Origin of the sequence: Janthinobacterium goodfellowi, assembly GCF_051380695.1 — a bacterium.
Taxonomy (GTDB): domain Bacteria; phylum Pseudomonadota; class Gammaproteobacteria; order Burkholderiales; family Burkholderiaceae_D; genus Janthinobacterium.
The window spans coordinates 188,857-210,878 of record NZ_JBNYXN010000006.1 but is presented as its reverse complement, the minus strand read 5'-3'; the positions used below and the strand labels follow the sequence as shown (position 1 = coordinate 210,878).

Here is a 22,022-nt window from a genome sequence, read left to right as displayed (position 1 = left end):
CAACCCGCGGTGCGCCGCCTAACCACAGAAGCCATGCTCCATACACTGTCCATTCGCGATTTTGTCATTGTCGATACCATTGAACTGGAATTTTCCGCCGGCTTCAGCGTGCTGACGGGCGAGACGGGCGCCGGCAAGTCCATCCTCATCGATGCGCTGACCCTGGCGCTGGGCGGGCGCGGCGACGCCAGCGTGGTGCGCGAAGGCGCGGCCAAGGCCGACATCACGGCCGATTTTTCCGTCAGCGAGGTGGCGCAGGCCTGGCTGGTGGCGCATGAATTCGCCAACGACGATGGCGGCGCCCTGCTGCGCCGCGTGATCGACAATGCGGGCCGCTCGAAGGCGTATATCAACGGCATCCCCGCCACGGCCGCGCAGCTGCGCGAACTGGGCGACATGCTGGTCGATATCCATGGCCAGCACGCGCACCAGTCCTTGCTGAAAAGCGAAGCGCAGCGGGCCTTGCTCGACGGCCAGGCGACGGCGCGCGAAGCGGGCGCGGAGCAAGATGCGCGGCAAGTGGCGGCGCTGCACAAGCGCTGGCGCGCCCTCGTGCGCCAGCGAGAAGAATTCGAAACGAATGCCGCCAACGTGCTGTACGAGCGCGAACGGCTGGAATGGCAAGTAGGCGAGCTGGAAAAACTGGCCGCCAAGCCCGGTGAATGGACGGAGATCACGAACGAGCACAGCCGCCTGTCGCACGCGGCCAGCCTGCTGGAAGGGGCGCAGGAAGCGCTGTCCCTCATTTCCGAGTCGGAAGACCACCCGATCGTGTCGCAGCTGTCGGCCTTGAATCAGAAGCTGGGCAAGCTGGTGTCCGTCGATGCGGAATTGCAGCCGATCGTCGACCTGATCGAATCGTCGCGCATCCAGCTGCAGGAATCCGTGTATGCGCTGAACAATTACCTGGACCGCGTGGAACTGGACCCGGAGCGTTTGCACCAGCTCGACGCGCGCATGGAAGCCATGCACAGCACGGCCCGCAAATTCCGCGTCACGCCCGAAGAATTGCCGGAAGAACATGCCAAGCTGTCGGAAAAGCTGCAGCACCTGGCCGACGCTTCCGATATCGAGGGCTTGCTGCGCCAGGAAGCGAAGATCGAGGTCGAGTACCGCGCCGTGGCCGAGCGCCTGTCCGCCACGCGCCGCGCCGCCGCCCTGGAACTGGGGCAAGCCGTCACGCGCGCCATGCAGGAACTGAGCATGACGGGCGGCAGCTTTGAAATCGCCCTGCACCCGTGCGAACCGGCCGCGCATGGCCTCGAGCAAGTGGAATTCCTTGTCGCCGGCCACGCGGGCACGGCGCCCCGTTCGCTGGCCAAGGTGGCGTCCGGCGGCGAACTGGCGCGTATCGCGCTGGCCATTTCCGTCATCACCTCGCACGCCACCACCACGCCGACCCTGATCTTCGACGAGGTCGACAGCGGCATCGGCGGCGCCGTCGCGGAAGTGGTCGGACGCTTATTAAAACGCCTGGGGCAGGGACGGCAAGTGCTGTGCGTGACCCACTTGCCGCAAGTGGCCAGCCAGGCCAATCAGCATTTCCAAGTGGCAAAAAGCACCCTGGACAACGGCAAGACGGCGTCGCGCATCGACATGCTCGACGCCAAGGCCAGGGTGGAAGAAGTGGCGCGCATGCTGGGCGGCCTGGAAATCACGGCCACCACGCGCAAGCATGCGCGCGAATTGCTCGCGATTTGACCTGGGACGTGACAGGCGTGCTGCCATCGCCTGGCAGTACTCCCGATGTTGACGCAATGTAACTATAATGGTTGGCTAATCCATCCAACGCCTTCGAAGAGCCTTCATGTCATTTCAAACAGAACCGCCGTACACGCATGGCAGCATCGACCGCAGCGCCGTGGTGCTGGTCAACCTGGGCACGCCCGATGCGCCGACCTCGTCTGCCGTGCGGCGCTACCTGAAGCAATTTTTGTCGGACCCGCGCGTGGTGGAGATACCCCGCATCGTCTGGTGGTTCATCCTGAACCTGATCATCCTGCCCTTCCGCTCGGGCCAGTCGGCGAAGAAATACGCGTCGATCTGGACGCGCGAGGGCTCGCCCCTGAAAGTGCACACGCAAAAGCAGGCGAAACTGCTGGCCGGCGCGCTGGCCGAGCGGGGGCACGATGGTGTGACCGTGGCCATGGCCATGCGTTACGGTTCGCCTTCCTTGCCCGACGTGCTGGCCCAGCTGAAAAGCGAAGGCTGCGAGCGCATCGCCATCCTGCCGGCGTATCCGCAATACTCGGGCACGACGACGGGTTCCATCTACGACGCCGTATTCGCCCATTACGCTACCGTGCGCAATGTGCCGGAATTGCGTTTCATCAAGCAATATCACGAGCACGACACGTATATCGACGCCTTGCGCGATTCCGTGCTGAACCACTGGGAAGCGCATGGCCGTCCGGAAAAACTGGTGATGAGCTTTCATGGCGTGCCCAAGCGCACCTTGCTGCTGGGCGATCCGTATCACTGCCAATGCCTGAAAACGGCGCGATTGCTGGCGGAAAAACTGAAATTAACTAAAGAGCAATATGTGGTGACTTTCCAGTCGCGCTTTGGCAAGGCCGAATGGCTGCAGCCATACACGGCGCCGACCCTGGTGGCGCTGGCGCAGCAGGGCGTCAAGCGCGTCGATTTGCTGTGCCCGGGCTTTACCAGCGACTGCCTGGAAACGCTGGAAGAGATCGCCATGGAAGCGAAGCATGATTTCGAGGCGGCCGGCGGCCAGCAGTTTCACTACATCGCTTGCCTGAACGAAACGCCGGCCTGGATCGCGGGCATGGCGGAAATTGCAGAACAACACATGATCGGCTGGCCGACGATGAAGACGGCACCGCAGCGCGACGCGGACAAGAAAGCGGGCGAACAGGCGCGCGCGGCGGCGCTGGCACTGGGCGCGGCGAATTAAAGATAGTTGATTTTTTACAATCAAAAGCCGCGCTTGCGCGGCTTTGTCATGTGTGGCGGGGCAAAAGTACTATCCAGATAGCAACGCCGCCAGTGGCGATGGCCGTGGCGGGGCTGGTAGAATGCCCGCTTTGCCGGGGGAAGCCTGGAAAATCAAGGGGGCGCGCACGGCTCACTGGCCGAAATGGGTAGCCTTTTGTAATAAGCTGTAACATGGATCGATGTAATTCTGGTTTTGCCATGCATACCCCTTGAAACAATAGGATATAGCCCCATCTGCCCGTTAGTGTTGTAAAGATAGTTAGACTAACTCATTTAAGTCATTGATTGTAGGAGCTTTCTAGATGCAAGATCAGGAAAACCAAGCTGTACCTAATCCGCAAGCGGACGCCGCGGCGACTGCACCATCGACTCCCGCAGAGCCTACTTTGGAAGAGCAGCTGGCGAGTACCGAAGCGCGTCTTGCAGAGATGCACGATGCCTTCATGCGCGCCAAGGCCGATGGCGAAAATATTCGCCGCCGTGCGCAGGAAGATGTTGCTAAAGCGCATAAATTCGCAGTCGAAAGCTTTGCCGAAGCCATGGTGCCGGTGAAAGACAGCCTGGAAACGGCGCTGACGGTGGAAGCACCGACCATCGAATCGCTGAAAGAAGGCGTCGAGATGACCCTGAAGCAACTGAACGCAGCGTTCGAGCGCAATCGCCTGGTGGAAGTCTTGCCAGTGCAGGGCGAAAAGCTCGATCCGATGAAACACCAGGCCGTTGCCGTGGTGCCAGCGGACCAGGAAGCCAATACCATCGTATCCGTCCTGCAAAAGGGCTATATGATTGCGGACCGTCTGCTGCGTCCAGCCATTGTCACGACCGCGCAAGCAAAATAATCAGAGTGCGGCATCAAGCAAGCCTTGAAACCATGCCGCTTTGCCACATATAAGAACCATCTGAAATCTAGCAAATAAAAGGAAAAAAATCATGGGTAGAATTATCGGTATCGATCTGGGAACCACGAATTCCTGCGTTTCCATCATGGAAAACGGTCAACCAAAGGTAATCGAAAACGCTGAAGGCGCACGCACGACGCCGTCGATTATTGCTTATCAAGAAGATGGCGAAATTCTCGTCGGCGCGCCGGCGAAACGCCAGGCCGTGACCAATCCGAAAAACACGCTGTACGCAGTCAAGCGTCTGATCGGTCGCAAGTTCGACGAAAAAGAAGTCCAAAAAGACATCGCGCTGATGCCTTACCAAATCATCAAGGCCGACAACGGCGATGCATGGATTAGCGTACGCGACAAAAAACTGGCGCCGCCGCAAATTTCGGCTGAAGTCCTGCGCAAGATGAAAAAAACGGCAGAAGACTACCTCGGTGAAGAAGTCACCGAAGCCGTCATCACCGTGCCTGCGTACTTCAACGATTCGCAGCGTCAAGCCACCAAGGATGCCGGCCGTATCGCTGGCCTGGACGTCAAGCGCATCATCAACGAGCCAACCGCGGCAGCGCTGGCGTTCGGCCTGGACAAGACCGAAAAAGGCGACCGTAAAATCGCCGTGTATGACTTGGGTGGCGGTACGTTCGACGTGTCGATCATCGAAATCGCGGATGTTGATGGCGAGAAACAATTTGAAGTGCTGTCGACCAACGGCGACACCTTCCTGGGCGGCGAAGACTTCGACCAGCGCGTCATCGATTACATCATCGACGAGTTCAAGAAGATCAACGGCATCGACCTGAAAAAAGATCCGATCGCCCTGCAGCGCATCAAGGCTTCGGCCGAGCGCGCGAAGATCGAATTGTCGTCGTCGCAGCAAACCGAGATCAACGAGCCGTACATCGCCATGGCGAACGGCGCACCGGTCCACTTGAACCTGAAGATGACCCGCGCCAAGCTGGAATCGCTGGTGGAAGAGCTGATCACGGCCACGATGGAACCATGCCGCATCGCCATCAAAGATGCTGGCGTGAAAGTGTCGGACATCGACGACATCATCCTGGTCGGCGGTATGACCCGTATGCCGAAGGTGCAGGAAAAAGTGAAGGAATTCTTCGGCAAGGATCCACGCAAGGACGTGAACCCGGACGAAGCCGTCGCCGTGGGTGCAGCGATCCAGGGTTCGGTCCTGTCGGGCGAACGCAAGGACTTGCTGTTGCTGGACGTCACTCCTCTGTCCCTGGGTATTGAAACCCTGGGCGGCGTGATGACCAAGATGATCCACAAAAACACGACGATTCCGACCAAGTTCAGCCAAGTGTTCTCGACGGCCGACGACAACCAGCCTGCGGTGACCATCAAGGTCTTCCAGGGTGAGCGCGAAATCGCCGCCGGCAACAAGGGTCTGGGCGAATTCAATCTGGAAGGCATCCCGCCAGCATCGCGCGGCACGCCACAGATTGAAGTGACCTTCGACATCGACGCCAACGGCATCTTGCACGTCGGCGCGAAAGACAAGGCCACCGGCAAGGAAAATAAGATCACGATCAAGGCCAATTCCGGCTTGACCGAGGCTGAAATCCAGAAGATGGTGAAAGACGCCGAGCTGAACGCCGAAGAAGACAAGAAGGTCAAAGAATTGGCCGAGTCGCGCAACCAGGCCGATGCTCTGGTACACTCGACCCGGAAATCCTTGACCGAATACGGCGACAAGCTGGATGCGGGCGAGAAAGAGAAGATCGAAGCGGCGATCACCGACCTGGAAGCAAGCATCAAGGCGGGCGACAAGGCTGAGATCGACGCCAAGGTGGAAGCACTGTCGAGCGCATCGCAGAAACTGGGCGAAAAAATGTATGCCGACATGCAAGCGCAGCAAGCTGCCGGCGGCGCGGAAGGTGCACAGCAAGCTGCTGGCGCATCGGACGCAGGCGCCAAGCAGGACGACGTTGTCGACGCTGACTTCAAGGAAGTCAAAGACAGCAAGTAATTGTCTTGCGCTCCCATGAACTGGGGGCAGCCGGGCTGAACGCTACATCGCGGGATTAGCCGCGAAGACCGGCCGAGCCGAGTCGCTGCGCCTAGCGCAGCACTCGACTCGGCTTTTTCGTGTAATTTTTACATCAGTAGATAGACTGCAAGGTGCCGACAACATGGCAAAGCGTGATTTTTACGAGACACTCGGTGTCGCAAAAAATGCTTCGGAAGAAGAGATCAAAAAGTCTTACCGTAAACTGGCGATGAAATACCATCCGGACCGCAATCCGGATAGCAAGGAATCGGAAGAAAAGTTTAAGGAAGTCAAAGAAGCCTACGAGATGCTGACCAATCCGGAAAAGCGCGATGCGTATGACCGTTATGGTCACGCCGGCGTGGACCCGAACATGGGCGGTGGCGGCGGCTTCGGCGGCGGTGCGGGCGGCTTCGCCGACAGCTTCGGCGATATCTTCGGCGACATCTTTGGCGGTGGCGGTGGACGCAGCCGCAATGCGGGTCCACAGGTGTACCGTGGCGCCGACTTGCGCTACAACCTGGAAATTACACTGGAGCAAGCTGCTCACGGCTTCGACACGACCATCCGCGTGCCGAGCTGGGACAAGTGCGACACCTGCCACGGCAGCGGCGCCAAGCCGGGCACCTCGCCGACCACTTGCGGGACGTGCGGCGGCCACGGCCAGGTGCGCATGCAGCAAGGTTTCTTCAGCATCCAGCAAACCTGCCCGAAATGCCATGGCAGCGGCAAGGTCATCACCGACCCCTGCACGCCATGCGGCGGCGCCGGTCGCATCAAGCGCAACAAGACGCTGGAAGTCAAAATTCCCGTCGGTATCGACAATGGCATGCGTATCCGTTCGTCCGGCAACGGCGAACCGGGCACGAATGGCGGCCCATCGGGCGACCTGTATGTGGAAATCCACATCAAGCCGCACGCCGTGTTCCAGCGCGAAGGCGACGATCTGCATTGCGAAATGCCGATCTCGTTCACCAAGGCTGCTCTGGGCGGCGAAATCGAAGTGCCTACCCTGAACGGCAAAGTGTCGTTCACGATCCCGGAAGGCACCCAGTCGGGCAAGACCTTCCGCCTGAAAGGCAAGGGCATCAAGGGCGTGCGCTCCGGTTACGCGGGCGACCTGTTCTGCCACGTGGCCATCGAAACACCGGTGAAACTGACGGAAAAACAGAAAGACCTGCTGCGCGACTTTGAAAAGTCGACGACCGAGGGCGGTGCCAAGCACAGTCCGCAAAGCAAGACCTGGAAAGACAAGGTCAAGGATTTTTTTGAGTAAGCACACGTAATACCATGCGCCGGGATGCTGAAACATCCCGGCGTTTTTTTCATCACGACTGAAAAATGCGCGCGCATCGCCGGCCTATGGGTGCGATTTGCCGCCAATTCAGTCGTACGCACACAATGGGAGCGATATGACCGAACAGAAAAATGGCCCGGCCCTGGCGGAACTGCTGCAGCGTAACCGCCGCTGGGCCGACTCGATGGTGGCGAAGGACCCGAACTTCTTCAAGAATCTGGAAGCGCAAACCTCGCCCGAATACCTGTGGATCGGCTGTTCCGACAGCCGCGTGCCCGCCAACGAATTGCTGGGCATGGCGCCTGGCGACGTGTTTGTGCACCGTAATATTGCCAACGTGGTCGTGCATTCCGACCTCAATTGCCTGTCCGTCCTGCAATTTGCCGTGGACGTGCTGAAAGTCAAACATATCATCATCGTCGGCCATTACGGCTGCAAGGGCGTGCATGCGGCCATGACGGGCACGCGCATCGGCCTGGTCGACAACTGGCTGCGCCACGTGCAGGACGTGGGCCAGAAGCACGAGCGCTATCTGGGCGACGTGCTGACCAGCCGCCAGCGCGGCGACCGCCTGTGCGAACTGAACGTGGTCGAGCAAGTCTTGAACGTGTGCCAGACCACTGTCGTGCAAGATGCGTGGGAACGGGGCCAGGAACTCAGCGTCCATGGCTGGGTCTACGGCTTGAAGGATGGCTTGCTGAACGACCTCGAAGTGACGGTCACGGCCGGCCACGAGCTGGCGCCGCGCATGGCGACCCGCCTGGCCCGCTACGAAGCGACGGCGTAAGCCACGCCGGCACGGCGCTTACGGCGCGGTGCCTTCCAGGCGGTCCAGGTAGTCGGCCGCCTCCCGCACGCCTTCCTGCGCCGCCTGGCGCAGCCAGGTTTTGGCCTGGGCAAGATCCTGCGGCGTGCCCCGGCCTTCGGCCAGCGCCACGCCATAGTGATAGCGCGCCAGCCGCGCATAGGCGGCGTCATCGTTGGCGTGCGCGCCGCGCCGCATCAGCGCCGTCGCTTGCGCCAGGTCCTTGGTCACGCCGATGCCCGTTTCATACAGCTGGGCCAGCCAAATCATCGAATACACATCGTTCCAGCGCCGGATGCAGTCTTCAAAGATGGCGACGGCCGCCCCATGGTCGCCCGTCTTGTCGGCCGCATAGCCGTACAAACACTTGATGCGCTTGTCGCTGTGCACATAGGCTTTGTAGCTGAGATCACTTTCACCCTGGCTATCCTGGGCGTGAACGGAAGCAGTGAACAGCAAGACGAGCAGCAGGGCGATGGCGGGCATGGCATTCCTGTCTATGCGTTGAAAATGAATGGATAAGCAAGTTGCGTGCTAGCGCCAATCCCGGGCAAAGCCGGTGCCGCTGTGCCATTGCGTGACAGCCGCTGTTGCAGTCTGGCGCAACGCGCCGCGCATATCCATATCAGAAATGCTTCGTTTGCAGGATCGATGCGCAGGCATAGAGTGGACTTCCCCAGACTCTTGGCGAATTCTTATGTCGGCCGTCCTGAAACCCGTGCTTTCCACCAGCCATTTCCGCATCGAAACGTTCGATGCCCCGCTCGGCGCGCAAGTGCTGGGACTGGACCTGTCGCAGCCGCTGTCGCTGGGCGACTTCCAGCGCCTGCACCACGCCCACCTCGACCATCATGTGCTGGTGTTCCGCGACCAGCGCATCACGCCGCAGCAGCAAGTCGATTTCAGCCGCCGCTTCGGTCCCCTGCAAATCCACGTGCTGCGCCAGTTCCAGCTGCCCACGCAGCCGGAAGTGCTGATCATCTCGAACATCGTCGAAGATGGCCAACCCATCGGCCTGGGCGACGCGGGTCACTTCTGGCATTCGGACCTGTCGTACAAGGAAGTGCCCAGCCTCGGTTCCATGCTGCACGCGCAAGAGTTGCCGGACGAGGGCGGCGATACCGTGTTTGCCAACATGCACCTGGCGTGGGAAAGCTTGCCGGCCGCGCTGCGCCACGCCGTGCGCGGCGCCCGCGCCGAACACAGCTATTTGAGCCAGTATGAGGAATTGCGCCGCCGCAACCCATGGCGGCCCGCGCTGACGCAGGCGCAGATCGATGAAGTCAAACCCGTGACGCACCCCGTCGTGCGCGTGCATCCGGAAACGGGACGCCGTGCCCTGTTCGTCAGTGAGCATTTCACCACGCGCATCGTCGGCGTGCCTGACGATGAAAGCCGCGCCGTGCTCGACGAACTGTTTGCCCACAGCGTGCGCCCCGAGCACCTGTATGTGCACCGCTGGCAGCCGCACGACCTGGTGTTCTGGGACAACCGTTCCCTGATGCATCTGGCGACGGGGTGCCCGCCAAACCAGCGCCGCAAACTCTACCGAACCACGATCGAAGGCGATGCGCCATACTGATTTTTTGACTGTTGATCTGACCCAAGGAGTGTCCATGTTGCCGATCTTGACCTTTTCCCGGCGCCTGCTCGCCACCATTGCCGTGCTGTGCATGGCCATGCCCATGGCCCGGGCCGAAGGCCAGATCCGCATCGCGGGCCAGCACGGCATCACCTTCTTGCTGCTCAATATTGCGCAGGAACAAAAGCTGATCGAAAAGCATGGCAAGCAGCAGGGCGTGGACGTGAAAGTCGAGTGGATCACCCTGTCCGGCGGCCCGGCCATCAACGATGCTTTGTTGTCGGGCAATATCGACATCGCGGGGGCGGGCCTGGGGCCGCTGCTGACGATCTGGGACCGGACGAAAGGCCGGCAGAACGTGCGCGGCGTGGCGTCCTTGGGCAATTTTCCCTACTATTTGATCAGCAACAACCCCAAGGTGAAAACCCTGGCCGACTTGACGGACAAGGACCGCATCGCCTTGCCCGCCGTCTCCGTTTCCGTCCAGGCGAGGATATTGCAGATGGCCGTGGCGAAGCAGTGGGGCGACAAGGAATTTGCCCGCCTCGACAAGATCACGCAAACCCTGCCGCATCCGGATGCGGCCGCGGCCATCATCGCCGGCGGCACGGAATTGAGCGGCCATTTCGGCAATTCGCCGTTCCAGGAGCAGGAACTGGCGCAGAATCCGAACGCCCACATCATCCTGAACTCGTATGACGTGCAGGGCGGACCCAGCTCGTCGACCCTGCTGTATGCGACGGAAAAGTACCGCAAGGACAATCCGAAGACGTACCGCGCCTTCATCGCCGCCCTGGCCGAAGCGGCGCAGTACGCGAGCAGCAACCGCCAAGGCGCGGCCGACATCTACATCAAGGTGAACAAGAGCAAGGTGGACCGCAATCTGCTGCTGAAAATCTTTGCCAATCCGCAAGTGCAATTCAAGATCGCGCCGCAAAATACCTATGGACTGGCGCAATTCCTGCACCGCGTGAGCGCCATCCGCAACTTGCCCGACAGCTGGCGCGATTACTTTTTTGACGACCCTGCCATCACGCAAGGAGGCTGACATGAATGCGCCCGCTTTTTACCTCGTACGCCCTCCGGTTGCGCTGGAGCCCTTGCTCAGCGTCAAGAATGTCAGCCTGGAGTACCGCACGGAACAGCGCACCGTGCGCGCCACGCACGATGTCAGTTTCGACGTGTTCCGCAGCGACCGTTTCGTGCTGCTGGGGCCATCGGGCTGCGGCAAGTCGTCCTTGCTGAAAGCCGTGGCCGGCTTCGTCGCGCCGCGTGCAGGCAGCATCGCCATGCAGGGCCAGCCCATTCATCAACCGGGGCCGGACCGTGTCGTCGTGTTCCAGGAATTCGACCAGTTACCGCCATGGAAGACCGTGCTGGAAAACGTCATGTTCCCCTTGTTGGCCAGCAAGCGGCTGGACAAGCAGGCGGCCCGCGAGCGTGCCCATCACTGGATCGCCAAGGTGGGCCTGGCCGGCTTTGAAGACGCCCATCCGCATACCTTGTCGGGCGGCATGAAGCAGCGCGTGGCCATCGCGCGCGCCTTGGCCATGCAGCCGGAAGTGCTGCTGATGGACGAGCCGTTCGCCGCCCTCGACGCCTTGACGCGGCGCAAGATGCAGGAAGAGCTGAGCCGCCTGTGGGAAGAGCTGCGCTTCACGCTTGTGTTCGTCACGCATTCGATCGAAGAAGCGCTGGTCGTGGGCAACCGCATCTTGCTGCTGTCGCCCCATCCGGGCCGCGTACGCGCCGAACTCAACAGCCATCAATTCGGCTTGCACAGCGCGGGCAGCGCGGAATTCCAGGCTGCCAGCCGCCGCATCCACGGCTTGCTGTTCGATGAGGAAGTAATTCCCGTCCCGCAAGCAGCTGGCGCGCAGCGGGAGGCCGTATGAGCGCGCTGCTGGAGCCGCCCATCCGCCAGGAATTCGTCTACGCGGCGCCGCCGCCCGCCGGCGTCATCGTCGAGCGGCCATTGTCGCGCTGGCAGCGCTGGAGCCAGCACGCGCTGTGGCGCAAGGCCTTGATTTTGCTCGGCCTGGCGCTGCTGTGGGAAGGGGCGGCGCGCTGGACGCACAACGATTTATTGTTGCCCAGTTTTATACAGACGGCGCAGGCGTTTATCGGCGGCATCGCCAGCGGAGAATTGCTCACGCGCACGGCCGCGTCCCTCGTCGTCTTGCTGCAGGGCTATGCGGTGGGCGTGCTGGCCGCCTTCGTGCTGACCTTGCTGGCCGTATCGAGCCGCATCGGGCGCGACCTGCTGGAAACCCTGACGGCCATGTTGAATCCCTTGCCGGCCATCGCTCTGCTGCCGCTGGCCCTGCTGTGGTTTGGCCTGGGGCGCGCCAGCCTGATCTTCGTCATCGTCCATTCCGTGATGTGGCCGCTGGCCTTGAACACGTATGCGGGCTTCCAGGGCGTGCCCGAGACCCTGCGCATGGCGGGCCGCAACTACGGCTTGAACGGCTTGCGCCTGGTGCTGCACATCCTCGTGCCGGGCGCCTTGCCGTCCATCGTCTCGGGCCTGAAGATCGGCTGGGCGTTTGCCTGGCGCACCCTGATCGCGGCCGAGCTGGTATTCGGCACCACGTCGGGGCAGGGCGGCCTGGGCTGGTATATCTTCCAGAACCGCAACGAGCTGTACACGGACAAGGTGTTCGCCGGCCTGGCTGCCGTCATCGTCATCGGCTTGCTGGTGGAAAACATCGGCTTTCGCACCCTGGAGCGCGTGACCTTGAAACGCTGGGGCATGCAGCGATAATTATCTCAGCATGGTGCGTGCCGCCGCGATGATTTGCCGCGACAGCTGTTCCATGCGCGGCGACTGCACCTTCCACGTGTGCCAGTACAGGACCACGTCGGCGGGGGTCTTGGGCGTGAGCCTTTCCACCAGCTCGCCATCCGTATTCGCCTGCAGCAGCAACTCCGGCACCATGCCGTAGCCGAGGCCGTAGCGGATGGCGTTGAAGTGCGAGGTGGCGCCCGGCACGTAATGGCAGGGGTAGGCGCCTTCGGGCAAGCCCAGCGCCTCTTGCAGGAACGACGACTGCAAGGTGTCCTTGCGCGTGTAGGCGACCACGGGCGCCGTGCGCGCCGCCTTGCGCGTCAGGCCGTGCGCGAACCACTGCTGGCGGAACGCGGGCGTGGCCACCAGCCAGTAGCGCATCACGCCCAGCGGCTCGGCCGTGCAGCCGCGCATCGGTTTCGGCTCCGTGCTGATGCAGCCGATCGCCATGCCCGTCTCCAGCAAGGTATAGGTGTGGTCCTGGTCTTCCACGGTCAGGTCCAGCAGCACGCGTTCGCGTATCAGCACCTCGGACAGGGCCGGGAAAAACCACGTGCCCATGGAGTCGGCGTTCAGCGCCAGCACCAGGGTCAGCGGGGCATCCTGCTGCACCGCCAGCTCCGCCTGCAAATCCGCTTCCAGCAGCTTGGCCCGCTTCAGATACTGCATCAGCCGCTGGCCCATGCGCGTGGCGCGCGCGGGACGGCTGCGCACGATCAGCGCATTGCCGAGCTGGCTTTCCAGCGCCCGCACCCGTTGCGAAATGGCCGGCGACGTCAGGTGCAGCCGCAGCGCCGCCTGCTCGAAACTGCCCGTTTCGACGACGGCGCGGAACGCTTCCGTGTGCTTGGGATTGAGATCCATGACCACTGCCTTACATAAGAAAAATTTATCAATACTAAATAATACTTACTTTTCATAAGGATGGGTGTGTTGCAGTGCACAATGCCTCTTTGATGGAGTGCCGCGTACGCGCATGCAGCGCGGCCTCCTGGCAGCAAGGGAATACCACCATGGAAGCACAAGCGCAAGATACAAAGCCACGCAAGCCGTCATCGAAACTGGCGCGCAATCTGAAATTCGGCCTGGGATTGACCCTGGGCCTGGGCTTGTCCGCCGCCCTCGCGGGCGGCTGGTGGCTGCACCAGGCGTGGCAGGACTTGCCGGCCGTCGAGCACCTGGCCCAGTACAAGCCCGCGCTGCCGCTGCGCATTTTCTCCAGCGAAGGCGAGCTGCTGGCCGAATACGGCGAAGAGCGCCGCGAGTTCCTGCCCCTGAAGGAGATCCCGCTGCGCATGCGCCAGGCCTTGCTGGCCATCGAGGATGCGCGCTTCTACGAGCATGGCGCCGTCGACTTTTATGGCTTGACGCGCGCGACCCTGGCCAACGTCGTCACGGGCCACCATGCGCAGGGCGCCAGCACCATCACCATGCAGGTGGCGCGCGACTTTTTCCTGTCGCGCGAAAAGACCGTGCAGCGCAAGCTGACGGAGATGCTGCTCGCCTACAAGCTGGAACAGCACTACGGCAAGGACAAGCTGCTGGAACTGTACATGAACCAGATTTACCTGGGCGAGCGTTCCTACGGCTTTTCCGCCGCCTCGAACATTTATTTCGACAAGCCGCTGGCCGACGTCAGCATCGCCGAAGCGGCCATGCTGGCCGGCTTGCCGAAGGCGCCGTCGGCCTACAACCCCGTGGCCAATCCCCAGCGCGCCACCGTGCGCCAGCATTACATCCTGCAGCGCATGCGCGAACTCGGCTACATCACGCCGGCAGAATACGACGCGGCCGTGGCGGAAAAACTGGCGCTGAACAAGGACCGCAACAGCTCCGTGCACGCGGCCGCGTATGCGGTCGAGGAAGCGCGTCAGCTGATCGTGCAAAGCTACCCGGAAGGCGCCTACAGCATGGGCCTGGACGTGACCACCACCATCCGCATGGCGCCGCAGCGGGCGGCCGACAAGTCGCTGCGCGATGGGCTATTGAATGCGCAGGCGCGGCGCGGCTATCGCGGCCCGGAAGCGCGCCTGGCCTCCTCCGCAGACAGCGTGGCGCGCCAGCTGGCCGCCTACCCGGACAGCGGAGAAGTGCGCGCCGCGCTGGTGCGCAAGGTCGAGACGAGCGGCAAGCGCCAGGTGACGGCGCAGCTGCGCAATGGCGACGAGATCGTGCTGGCGGCATCGGACGCGCGCCTGGGCGGCAAGCTGCCGCTCGACGGCAAGCGCGCCATCGTGGAAAACAGCGTCATCCGCGTGGTGCACGACGCGGCGAAAAAGCGCTGGCTCGTGAGCCAGCTGCCCGAGATGGAAGGCGCGCTCATTTCCGTCGAGGCGCACAGCGGCGAAATCGTCGCCATGGCGGGCGGCTTCGATTTCTACCGCAACCACTACAACCACGCCATGCAGGCCTACCGCCAGCCCGGTTCCAGCTTCAAGCCTTTCGTGTATTCGGCGGCGCTGGAAAAGGGATACTTTCCCGGCACGGCCGTGGACGATACGCAGCGCCTGCTGCTGCCGCGGGAAACGGGCGCGCAGCCGTGGCGTCCGCGCAATTACGGCAACAACTATGAAGGCTTCATCAGCGTGCGGCGCGGTCTCGTGCGCTCGAAAAACCTGGTGGCCGTCAGCCTGATGCAGGCGGCCGGCCCCGGCTACGTGCAGCACTACGCCACGCGCTTCGGTTTCGAGGGCGCGCGCAATCCCGTCTCGCTGCCGCTGGCGCTGGGCGCTGGCGCCGTCACGCCGCTGCAGCTGGCGCAGTCGTATGCCGTGTTCGCCAACGGCGGCGTGCAAATGCCGCCAAAGCTGATCAAGGAAGTGCGCAGCCGTAGCGGAGAAGTGCTGTTTTCCGACGCGGCGCCACGCGCCAAAGGCGCGCCGGCACCGGGCACGCAGGTCATCTCCACGCGCAATGCCTACGTCATGGACAGCATGCTGCGCGACGTCGTCAAGAGCGGCACGGGACGCGGCGCGCTGGCGCTGGGACGCGGCGACGCGGCCGGCAAGACGGGCACCTCGAACAATGCGTATGACGCCTGGTTCGCCGGCTATTCCTCGGGCCTCGTCTCCGTCGTCTGGCTAGGCTACGACCAGCCCAAGAGCCTGGGCAACGCCACGGGCGGCACCCTGGCGCTGCCCGTCTGGCGCGATTACATGCAGGTGGCCGTGCAGGGCCGCCGCGAACAGGTGCTGGCCGAACCGCCTGGCCTGGCCCTGCTCGACGGCGACTACGTGTATGCCGAATACCTGGCCGGCGACTGCCTGAAGGATAACTTCGCCTTTATCCACAGCAGCGTCGGCTGCGGCAGCGCCGGTGCCGATACGCGCATGGCGCACGGTGACTCTGGCGCTGGCGGCGATGGCGGCTCCAGCACGGGCACGAGCGAGGCGCGCACCCTGAGCGAAGCGCGCGAACGCGAACAAATTCTCAAATCATTTTCGGAAGAGTAAGACCATGCTGCTATATACGATTTACCTGGTGGCGATTGTCGCCGAAGCGATGTCCGGCGCCATCATGGGCATGCGGCGGGGCATGGACTTGTTCGGCATCTGCATGATCGGCACCGTCACGGCGCTGGGCGGCGGTACCGTGCGCGACGTGCTGCTGGGGCACTATCCGCTGGGCTGGATCGCGCATCCCGAATACCTGCTGTTTACCATCGGCGCGGCCGTCGTCACGGCCTTTGTCGCGCGCTATCTGCACCATCTGCGCGCCATCTTTTTGCTGGTCGATGGACTGGGTCTCGTGGCGTTTTGCGTGATCGGCTGCGACATCGCCATGTCGGCCAAGATGCACCCGGCCATCGTCGTGCTGGCGGGGATGATCACGGGCGTCTTCGGCGGCCTGCTGCGCGATATCCTGTGCAACCAGATTCCCCTCGTGCTGCAGCGCGAAGTGTATGCCACCGTGGCGCTGTTTACGGGCGCCCTGTATGTCGGCCTGCTGCACTTCAAGGTCGATAGTTCAGTGGCGCAGCTGTCGTCCATCGGGGCGGGCTTTTTGTTCCGCTTCCTGGCCCTGCACTTCGAGTGGCGCCTGCCGAATTTCAATGGCGACCGCATACGGGGTTTTGAGTAAGGCGGCAGCCGCGTGAATATTTTTGCGCATATTTAACCCTTTTTTCTCTGCCGCTGCGTTTCATGTTGGACACCCCAGCCAACCGGAGAAGAAGCGATGTCCAGCGCCCTCAAGATCACATTGATACTGTCCCTGCTGCTGTCGGCAGGCAGCCACGCCGCCGGCACGGCGCCGCGCAAGACCCTGGCGCCGTTCGCCAGCGAGCAGGCCTTGAGCAGCTACCTGCAGCAGCTGCAGGCGCGCCAGGCGGCGCTGCTGCGGGAGCAGCAGAAACTGCAGCGCGCCACGGCGCAGTATATGACGACGGCACCCGCGCCGCCGCCAGCGCCAGCGCCGATGGTGGCGAAAGCGGCACCGGCGGCATCGGCAGAGGCGGCCGAATCGGTCACCAATGTGCAGACGGCGGGCGTGGACGAAGGCGGCATCGTCAAGCTGCACGGCAAGCACCTGGTGATGCTCCGGCGCGGCAAGCTGTTTACCGTGCAGATGGGGGGCAATGCCCTGCAGCCCGTCGCTGCGCTCGACGCGTTCGCGCCCGGCAGCGACCCGTCCGGCAGCTGGTATGACGAAATGCTGATCGATGGCGACACGGTCGTGGTGATCGGCTACAGCTACAGCCGTGGCGGCACGGAGATCGGCCTGTTCGACATCGGTGCGGACGGCAAGCTGGCCTACCGCGCCACGTATCATTTGCGCTCCAACGATTATTATTCGTCGCGCAATTACGCCAGCCGCCTGATCGGCAGCAAGCTGGTATTCTATTCGCCCCTGTCGCTGAACCTGCGCCGGGGCGACCCGTTCGGCGGCTTTCCCGCGCTGCGCCGCTGGCGTCCCGACGCCGTGCCGTCCGACTTCAAGCGCATCGCCCCGGCCACGCGCATTTACCGCACCGATGAAGAGCCCGAACCAGGCTTTGGTCTGACCCTGCATACGGTCACCGTGTGCGATCTGGCGCAGCGCGACATGCGCTGCGAAGCGACGGCCGTGATGGGGCCGCAGGGGCGCGTGTTTTATGTGTCGGGCGAATCCGTTTTCGTGTGGACGACGCGCCGCGGCAGCGACTCGGGCGTGTTCCGCATTCCCCTCGACGGCTCGGCGCCCAGCGCCCTGAAGGTGGCTGGCGCGCCCGTCGACCAGTTCTCGCTCCTGGAAAGCGGCGACGGCCACCTGAACGTCCTGCTGCGCGCCGAGGGCCAGGGCGACGCGATGTGGGATGGCGCGCGGGGCCGGGGCGACATGGCCCTGCTGCGCGTGCCGCTGGCGTCGTTTTCCGATGGCCGCGACAGCGCGCCGGCCGGCAGCTACCATCCGCTGCCCGGTGGCGGCGGCTACGGCCTGCAGAACCGCTATGTGGGGCCGTATCTGTTGTACGGCAATCCCGGCAATCCCGGACGCCGCAAGGCCGACCAGGCCTGGCCGCGCCAGCCCCTGTATGCCGTGCGCTGGGCCGATGCGGGCAGCGTGCAAGCCTTGTCGCTGCCGCACGGCGTGGAGCGCATCGAAGCGCTGGGCAATGACGCCGTGGTGATCGGCGCGCAGGGCAGGGATCTGCACTTCAGCACCATCGGCCTGGGGGCGCAGGCGGCCGTCGCCACGCGCTACATCCGCGCCGACGCGGCGCAGGGCGAGTCGCGCAGCCACGGCTTTTTCTACAAGCCGCAAGCGGCCGGCGAGGGCCTGATCGGCCTGCCCATCCTGGGTGCGGACGAGCGGCCTGGCCTCAACAAGTCAGCCGCCTCCGTTCTGTATCTGCGCAACAGCGGCTTGCAGTTGACGGAACTGGGCGCGCTGGCGGCGCGGCCCGGTCCGGCATCGGACGACGGCTGCCGCGCGTCCTGCGTGGACTGGTACGGCAATGCGCGTCCTTTGTTCCTGCAGGGCCGCGTCTTCGCCCTGCTCGGCTATGAACTGGTGGAAGGGGCGCTCAAGGAGGGACAGATCCGCGAAGTGCGCCGCGTCAGCTATGCGCCCATTGCATCCACTTTACGCTGAAGGCGCAGGGAAATTGTCGCTGCCGCGTAGTTCGGCTACACTGGTCCGCATGCCCGACACTTTATTGACCGCGACGGATGAAGACCTGATGCTGCGCTACAGCGCCGGCGACCTGCCGTCGTTTCGCGAGCTGTACCGGCGCCACAGCCAGGGCCTGTACCGTTTCGTGGCCTGGCGTTCGCCGCGCCGCGCGTGGGTGGACGAGATCGTGCAGGATGCGTGGGCCAGCCTGCATGCGGCGCGGGCCGGCTACCAGCCGCAGGCGGCGTTTCGCACCTATCTGTACCAGATCGCGCGCAACCGCCTGATCGACCTCCTGCGCCAGCGGGAAGGACAGGACCACGGCGACGCGGGCGAACTGGCGGACGAGGGCGCCTCGCCGCCGCAGTCGCTGGAGCAGAAACAGCAGCACGCGCGGCTGCATGCGGCCATCGCCGCGCTGCCGGTGGAGCAAAAGGAGGCGCTGGTGCTGCAGCAGTTCAGCGGCATGAGCATCCTCGAGATCGCCGCGGTGACGGGGGCGGAAGCGGAAACCGTCAAGAGCCGGCTGCGCTACGCCATGCAGAAATTGCGCGCGGGCTTGGACAGCGCCGCTGGCGCGGGAGGACAGGCATGAATACGCACGATCACGACGAACCGAATGATGAGGAATTGAACGCGCTGCTGGCCAGCCTGCCGCAGCCGGCGCCTTCCAGCGCGCTCGATGCGGCCATCCTGGCCGACGCGGAAAAAGCTTTGCATCAGCCGGCGGCCGCCAACGACAGTGCCGATGGCGTGCTGCGCACTCCGCCGGCCAAGAAATCACCGGACTACCTGCAGCGCTGGCGCGTTCCGCTGGGGCTGGCCGCTGCCGTGCTGCTGACGGTAAACCTGATCGGCGTGGACTGGTTCGGCTCGAAGCCGGCGCAGTTTCCCGTGGTCGGGGAACCGGTCACGCAGGAGGTGATGCGGGAAGCCGCACCGGCCGCTGCACCTGCGACTGAGTCCGCGCCGCCGCCGACACCGCGCGCCATGGCCAAGGCGGCACCGAGGTCGCCGGCGCACGCCGAGCCAGTACCAGCACATGTGTCAGTACCCGTGGCTCCACCTGCGCCGCCGCCTCCGCCGGCGCCTGCCGCGGCAATGGAGCAGCAAGCCGCCATGCAGGCCGAGGCCGGCATGCAGCGCCAGGCGCCCGTGCAGCGCGCGCTGGCCATGCCCGCTCCCGTGGCGGCCCGCTCCGCGCCGCTGCCGCCGCCGGCAAAGCTCGACGCTTCCGTGTGGCTGGTGAAGATCGACGCCCTGCTCAAGGCGGGCGAGGGCGCGCTGGCGCACGAGGAGTGGGCCGCATTCAGGCAGGCGTATCCCGACTACCCGGTGGCCGAAGAGCTGCGGCAGCGGTTGGAAAAAAAGTAGCGCATTACACGATCCCCTTCCTGCGTTCCCACACGGCGCTGCCCACGAAAATGGCGGCGCATACCCACATCACGGCCGGCAGGGCGTTTACGCCCGCCGATTGCATCAGCACGCCCGTCAGCAGGGGGCCGCCGCCGCTGGTCACGCCCCAGGTGGCATTGACGATGGCGCTGGCGCTGGTCAGCGACAGCCCCGTAAACCGCTCGCCGCAGGCGACCAGGGCCAGCATGTAGATGCCGCCCGCCGCCGCGCCCAGCAACAGCAGCAAGGTCCACCACAGCCACGGCGTGCCGACGGCGAACGGCAGCAACGGCAGCAGCAGGCAGACGGCCACGCCGCAGCCCGCGTGGACCCTGGCGCGACCGAAGCGGTCGGCCATCCAGCCCAGCGCAAATTGCAGGCCCGTATCGCCCACCAGCACCACGGTGGCCGACAGCAGGGCCAGGTCCGTGCCGACGCCGTGCTCCATCGCATACAGTGGCAGCAAGCTCAATGCCAGGGTGTCGAACAGGGCGAAGAAGGCGGCTCCCAGCACGATCATCGGCATGCGCGGCAGGATCAGGGTCCACTTCACGCCGTGTTCTTCCGGCTCCTTTTCCGGGCCGCTGTTCGAGATCAGCATCAGGCCCGGCACGGCCAGCAAAAACAGCAGGCCGCAGGCGGCGAAGCTCCACGCAATCTTGTCGTTGAAGAGGGCTACGAGGGCGGGGCCGATCAGCTGGAAGAAGGTAAAACTGGTGGTGTACATGGCCACCACGCGGCCGCGCGAATTGTCGGGCGCCAGGCGGTTGACCCATGCTTCGCCGATGGTAAACAGCACGCCCATGGCACCACCGAACAGGAAACGCAGCACGCTCCACGCCAGCAGGTGGTCGCTGAACTGCATGGCGATCGTCGCCAGCGATGCCACCCAGACGGCGCCCAGCATGGTGGCGCGCGCGCCGAAACGCCCCACCCAGCCCGAGACGAACGGCGAGGCGGCCAGGATGCCGAGGGCGCTGACGGCCGTGATCATGCCGATGATGTCCGTGCCCACGCCGCGCTGGTGCAGGGTCAGGGCGGTGAGCGGCATGGTGGCGCCCAGGCCCAGGCCGACCACGCCGATGCTGACCACGAGGGCGAAGAAGTCGCGCCACGGCATGTGCTTCATGGCTGCCCCCGCACGGTGGAAAAGGTGTTCGGGAGGGCGGGAAAACGGTGTGGATGCATGGGAAAGTAGGGAACTGTGCCCGCGGCGCTGGTGTTTGGCGCCGGACGGGCATATGATGATTTTAATAAAGGCAATATTGCAAAGCCGTAGTGTAGGCGATGTGCGCCGCCAGTGGCCACGTCCATCGGTGTGGCCGACTCTACCGGCTCTGCTGTACAGTGAAGCGAGCGGCAGCGCTGTCATGGCGCTGTCATTGGATCGTCACGCCAGCGAGGTAGCACCATGCGCCATCCCATCGTTCTCGTTCCCGCCTGCCAGCGCCAGCTGGGCAGCCACGCCTGGCACATGGCGCAGGATAAATACCTGCACGCCGTGCTGCGCGGCGCCGGCTGCATGCCGCTGCTGTTGCCCGCCCTGGGCGCCGATGTGGACATGGAAGCGGCGCTGCGGATCGCCGACGGCGTCATGCTGACCGGTTCCGCCTCGAACGTCGACGCGCGCCTGTATGGCGAAGAGATCCTGCATCCGGACCTGCCGCAGGACCCCGCGCGCGACGCCACCACCTTGCCTCTGATCCGCGCCGCACTGGCGTCGCAGTTGCCGCTGCTGGCCATCTGCCGCGGCTTCCAGGAAGTCAACGTGGCCCTGGGCGGCAGCCTGCACCAGGCCGTGCAGGCGGTGCCTGGCATGCAGGACCACCGCGAGAACGTGCTCGATCCGCTGGCGCGCCAGTATGCGCCCGCGCACCGCATCAAGCTGATGCCCGACGGCGTGCTGTCACGGTTGCTGGGCGGCGAGAGCGAAATGATGGTCAATTCCCTGCATGGCCAGGGCATCGCCCGGCTGGCCGATGGCTTGCTGGTGGAAGCGCTGGCCGACGACGGCCTGGTGGAAGCGTACACGGTGGCCAGCGCCGCCGGCTTTGCGCTGGCCGTGCAATGGCACCCGGAATGGCAGGTCGAGGACAATCCGCAGTCCATGCGGCTGTTCGGCGCCTTCGGCCAGGCTTGCCGCGACTACCAGGAGCAGCACAGAAAGACAGAATGACAGGCGCACCGCCCGCAGTACGCGGTGCTTGAT

Annotated in this window: 19 protein-coding genes; 16 read left to right on the top strand and 3 right to left on the bottom strand. The window is 63.7% G+C overall.

Annotated features, from left to right (window positions below; genetic code table 11):
- The first annotated feature begins 33 nt into the window (after positions 1-33).
- The 6 genes from recN (at position 34) to can (ending at position 7,937) form a co-directional block, all read left to right on the top strand.
- Positions 34-1,701 carry a DNA repair protein RecN gene (gene recN, locus ACQ4WQ_RS22110; RefSeq protein ID WP_436500019.1) on the top strand — a complete coding sequence of 556 codons (1,668 nt, stop codon included), beginning with the start codon at positions 34-36 and terminating at the stop codon, positions 1,699-1,701.
- 106 nt (positions 1,702-1,807) lie between these two features.
- Complete coding sequence (gene hemH / locus ACQ4WQ_RS22105; protein ID WP_326455996.1) at positions 1,808-2,917, top strand: ferrochelatase; 1,110 nt, start codon at positions 1,808-1,810, stop codon at positions 2,915-2,917.
- A 343-nt stretch (positions 2,918-3,260) separates the two neighbouring features.
- Positions 3,261-3,797: a nucleotide exchange factor GrpE gene (grpE, locus tag ACQ4WQ_RS22100; RefSeq protein ID WP_034745977.1), complete on the top strand. Its 537-nt coding sequence runs from the start codon at positions 3,261-3,263 to the stop codon at positions 3,795-3,797.
- Between the two features lie 91 nt (positions 3,798-3,888).
- Positions 3,889-5,832, top strand: coding sequence for a molecular chaperone DnaK (gene dnaK, locus ACQ4WQ_RS22095; protein ID WP_326455998.1), 1,944 nt, complete (start codon positions 3,889-3,891; stop codon positions 5,830-5,832).
- Between the two features lie 163 nt (positions 5,833-5,995).
- On the top strand, positions 5,996-7,129 hold the full coding sequence (gene dnaJ / locus ACQ4WQ_RS22090; protein WP_034745985.1) for a molecular chaperone DnaJ: 1,134 nt from the start codon (positions 5,996-5,998) through the stop codon (positions 7,127-7,129).
- 136 nt (positions 7,130-7,265) lie between these two features.
- The gene (gene can / locus ACQ4WQ_RS22085) at positions 7,266-7,937 is read left to right on the top strand and encodes a carbonate dehydratase (RefSeq protein ID WP_215403311.1); all 672 of its coding nucleotides are present in this window, start codon (positions 7,266-7,268) and stop codon (positions 7,935-7,937) included.
- An 18-nt stretch (positions 7,938-7,955) separates the two neighbouring features.
- Here the strand turns inward: can and ACQ4WQ_RS22080 are convergent, their stop codons facing one another.
- Complete coding sequence (locus tag ACQ4WQ_RS22080) at positions 7,956-8,441, bottom strand: tetratricopeptide repeat protein (protein ID WP_436500015.1); 486 nt, start codon at positions 8,439-8,441, stop codon at positions 7,956-7,958.
- A 211-nt stretch (positions 8,442-8,652) separates the two neighbouring features.
- On the opposite strand from ACQ4WQ_RS22080, the gene ACQ4WQ_RS22075 reads away from it, so the two are divergent.
- The 4 genes from ACQ4WQ_RS22075 to ACQ4WQ_RS22060 are packed head-to-tail and all read left to right on the top strand — an operon-like array spanning position 8,653 to position 12,301.
- Complete coding sequence (locus ACQ4WQ_RS22075) at positions 8,653-9,537, top strand: TauD/TfdA dioxygenase family protein (RefSeq protein ID WP_436500013.1); 885 nt, start codon at positions 8,653-8,655, stop codon at positions 9,535-9,537.
- A 34-nt stretch (positions 9,538-9,571) separates the two neighbouring features.
- Positions 9,572-10,585, top strand: a complete 1,014-nt coding sequence (locus tag ACQ4WQ_RS22070) for an ABC transporter substrate-binding protein (protein WP_414654666.1) — start codon at positions 9,572-9,574, stop codon at positions 10,583-10,585.
- A gap of 1 nt (position 10,586) precedes the next feature.
- Positions 10,587-11,432 (top strand): ABC transporter ATP-binding protein, encoded by an 846-nt coding sequence (locus tag ACQ4WQ_RS22065; RefSeq protein WP_436500011.1) that lies wholly within the window; start codon positions 10,587-10,589, stop codon positions 11,430-11,432.
- Entirely contained in the window at positions 11,429-12,301 is an 873-nt protein-coding gene (locus ACQ4WQ_RS22060) for an ABC transporter permease (protein ID WP_436500009.1), read from the top strand. Before ACQ4WQ_RS22065 ends, ACQ4WQ_RS22060 begins: the two co-directional genes overlap by 4 nt.
- Here the strand turns inward: ACQ4WQ_RS22060 and ACQ4WQ_RS22055 are convergent, their stop codons facing one another.
- Entirely contained in the window at positions 12,302-13,195 is an 894-nt protein-coding gene (locus ACQ4WQ_RS22055) for an HTH-type transcriptional regulator ArgP (protein WP_436500007.1), read from the bottom strand.
- Between the two features lie 143 nt (positions 13,196-13,338).
- Between ACQ4WQ_RS22055 and ACQ4WQ_RS22050 the strand changes: the two genes are divergently transcribed.
- The 5 genes from ACQ4WQ_RS22050 to ACQ4WQ_RS22030 all read left to right on the top strand — a co-directional run bounded on the left by ACQ4WQ_RS22050 (position 13,339) and on the right by ACQ4WQ_RS22030 (position 19,792).
- The gene (locus tag ACQ4WQ_RS22050; protein ID WP_436500005.1) at positions 13,339-15,777 is read left to right on the top strand and encodes a penicillin-binding protein 1A; all 2,439 of its coding nucleotides are present in this window, start codon (positions 13,339-13,341) and stop codon (positions 15,775-15,777) included.
- 4 nt (positions 15,778-15,781) lie between these two features.
- The gene (locus tag ACQ4WQ_RS22045; RefSeq protein WP_289946411.1) at positions 15,782-16,405 is read left to right on the top strand and encodes a trimeric intracellular cation channel family protein; all 624 of its coding nucleotides are present in this window, start codon (positions 15,782-15,784) and stop codon (positions 16,403-16,405) included.
- 96 nt (positions 16,406-16,501) lie between these two features.
- Positions 16,502-18,397, top strand: coding sequence for a beta-propeller domain-containing protein (locus tag ACQ4WQ_RS22040; RefSeq protein WP_436500003.1), 1,896 nt, complete (start codon positions 16,502-16,504; stop codon positions 18,395-18,397).
- A 49-nt stretch (positions 18,398-18,446) separates the two neighbouring features.
- On the top strand, positions 18,447-19,013 hold the full coding sequence (locus ACQ4WQ_RS22035) for a sigma-70 family RNA polymerase sigma factor (protein WP_436500001.1): 567 nt from the start codon (positions 18,447-18,449) through the stop codon (positions 19,011-19,013).
- Positions 19,010-19,792, top strand: coding sequence for a hypothetical protein (locus tag ACQ4WQ_RS22030; RefSeq protein ID WP_436499999.1), 783 nt, complete (start codon positions 19,010-19,012; stop codon positions 19,790-19,792). The genes ACQ4WQ_RS22035 and ACQ4WQ_RS22030 overlap by 4 nt, the downstream gene beginning before the upstream one ends.
- A 4-nt stretch (positions 19,793-19,796) precedes the next feature.
- On the opposite strand, the gene ACQ4WQ_RS22025 is transcribed toward ACQ4WQ_RS22030, so the two are convergent.
- Positions 19,797-20,942, bottom strand: coding sequence for an MFS transporter (locus tag ACQ4WQ_RS22025; protein ID WP_326456007.1), 1,146 nt, complete (start codon positions 20,940-20,942; stop codon positions 19,797-19,799).
- A gap of 282 nt (positions 20,943-21,224) precedes the next feature.
- Between ACQ4WQ_RS22025 and ACQ4WQ_RS22020 the strand changes: the two genes are divergently transcribed.
- Positions 21,225-21,989 (top strand): gamma-glutamyl-gamma-aminobutyrate hydrolase family protein, encoded by a 765-nt coding sequence (locus ACQ4WQ_RS22020; RefSeq protein ID WP_436499996.1) that lies wholly within the window; start codon positions 21,225-21,227, stop codon positions 21,987-21,989.
- Positions 21,990-22,022 lie beyond the last annotated feature (33 nt).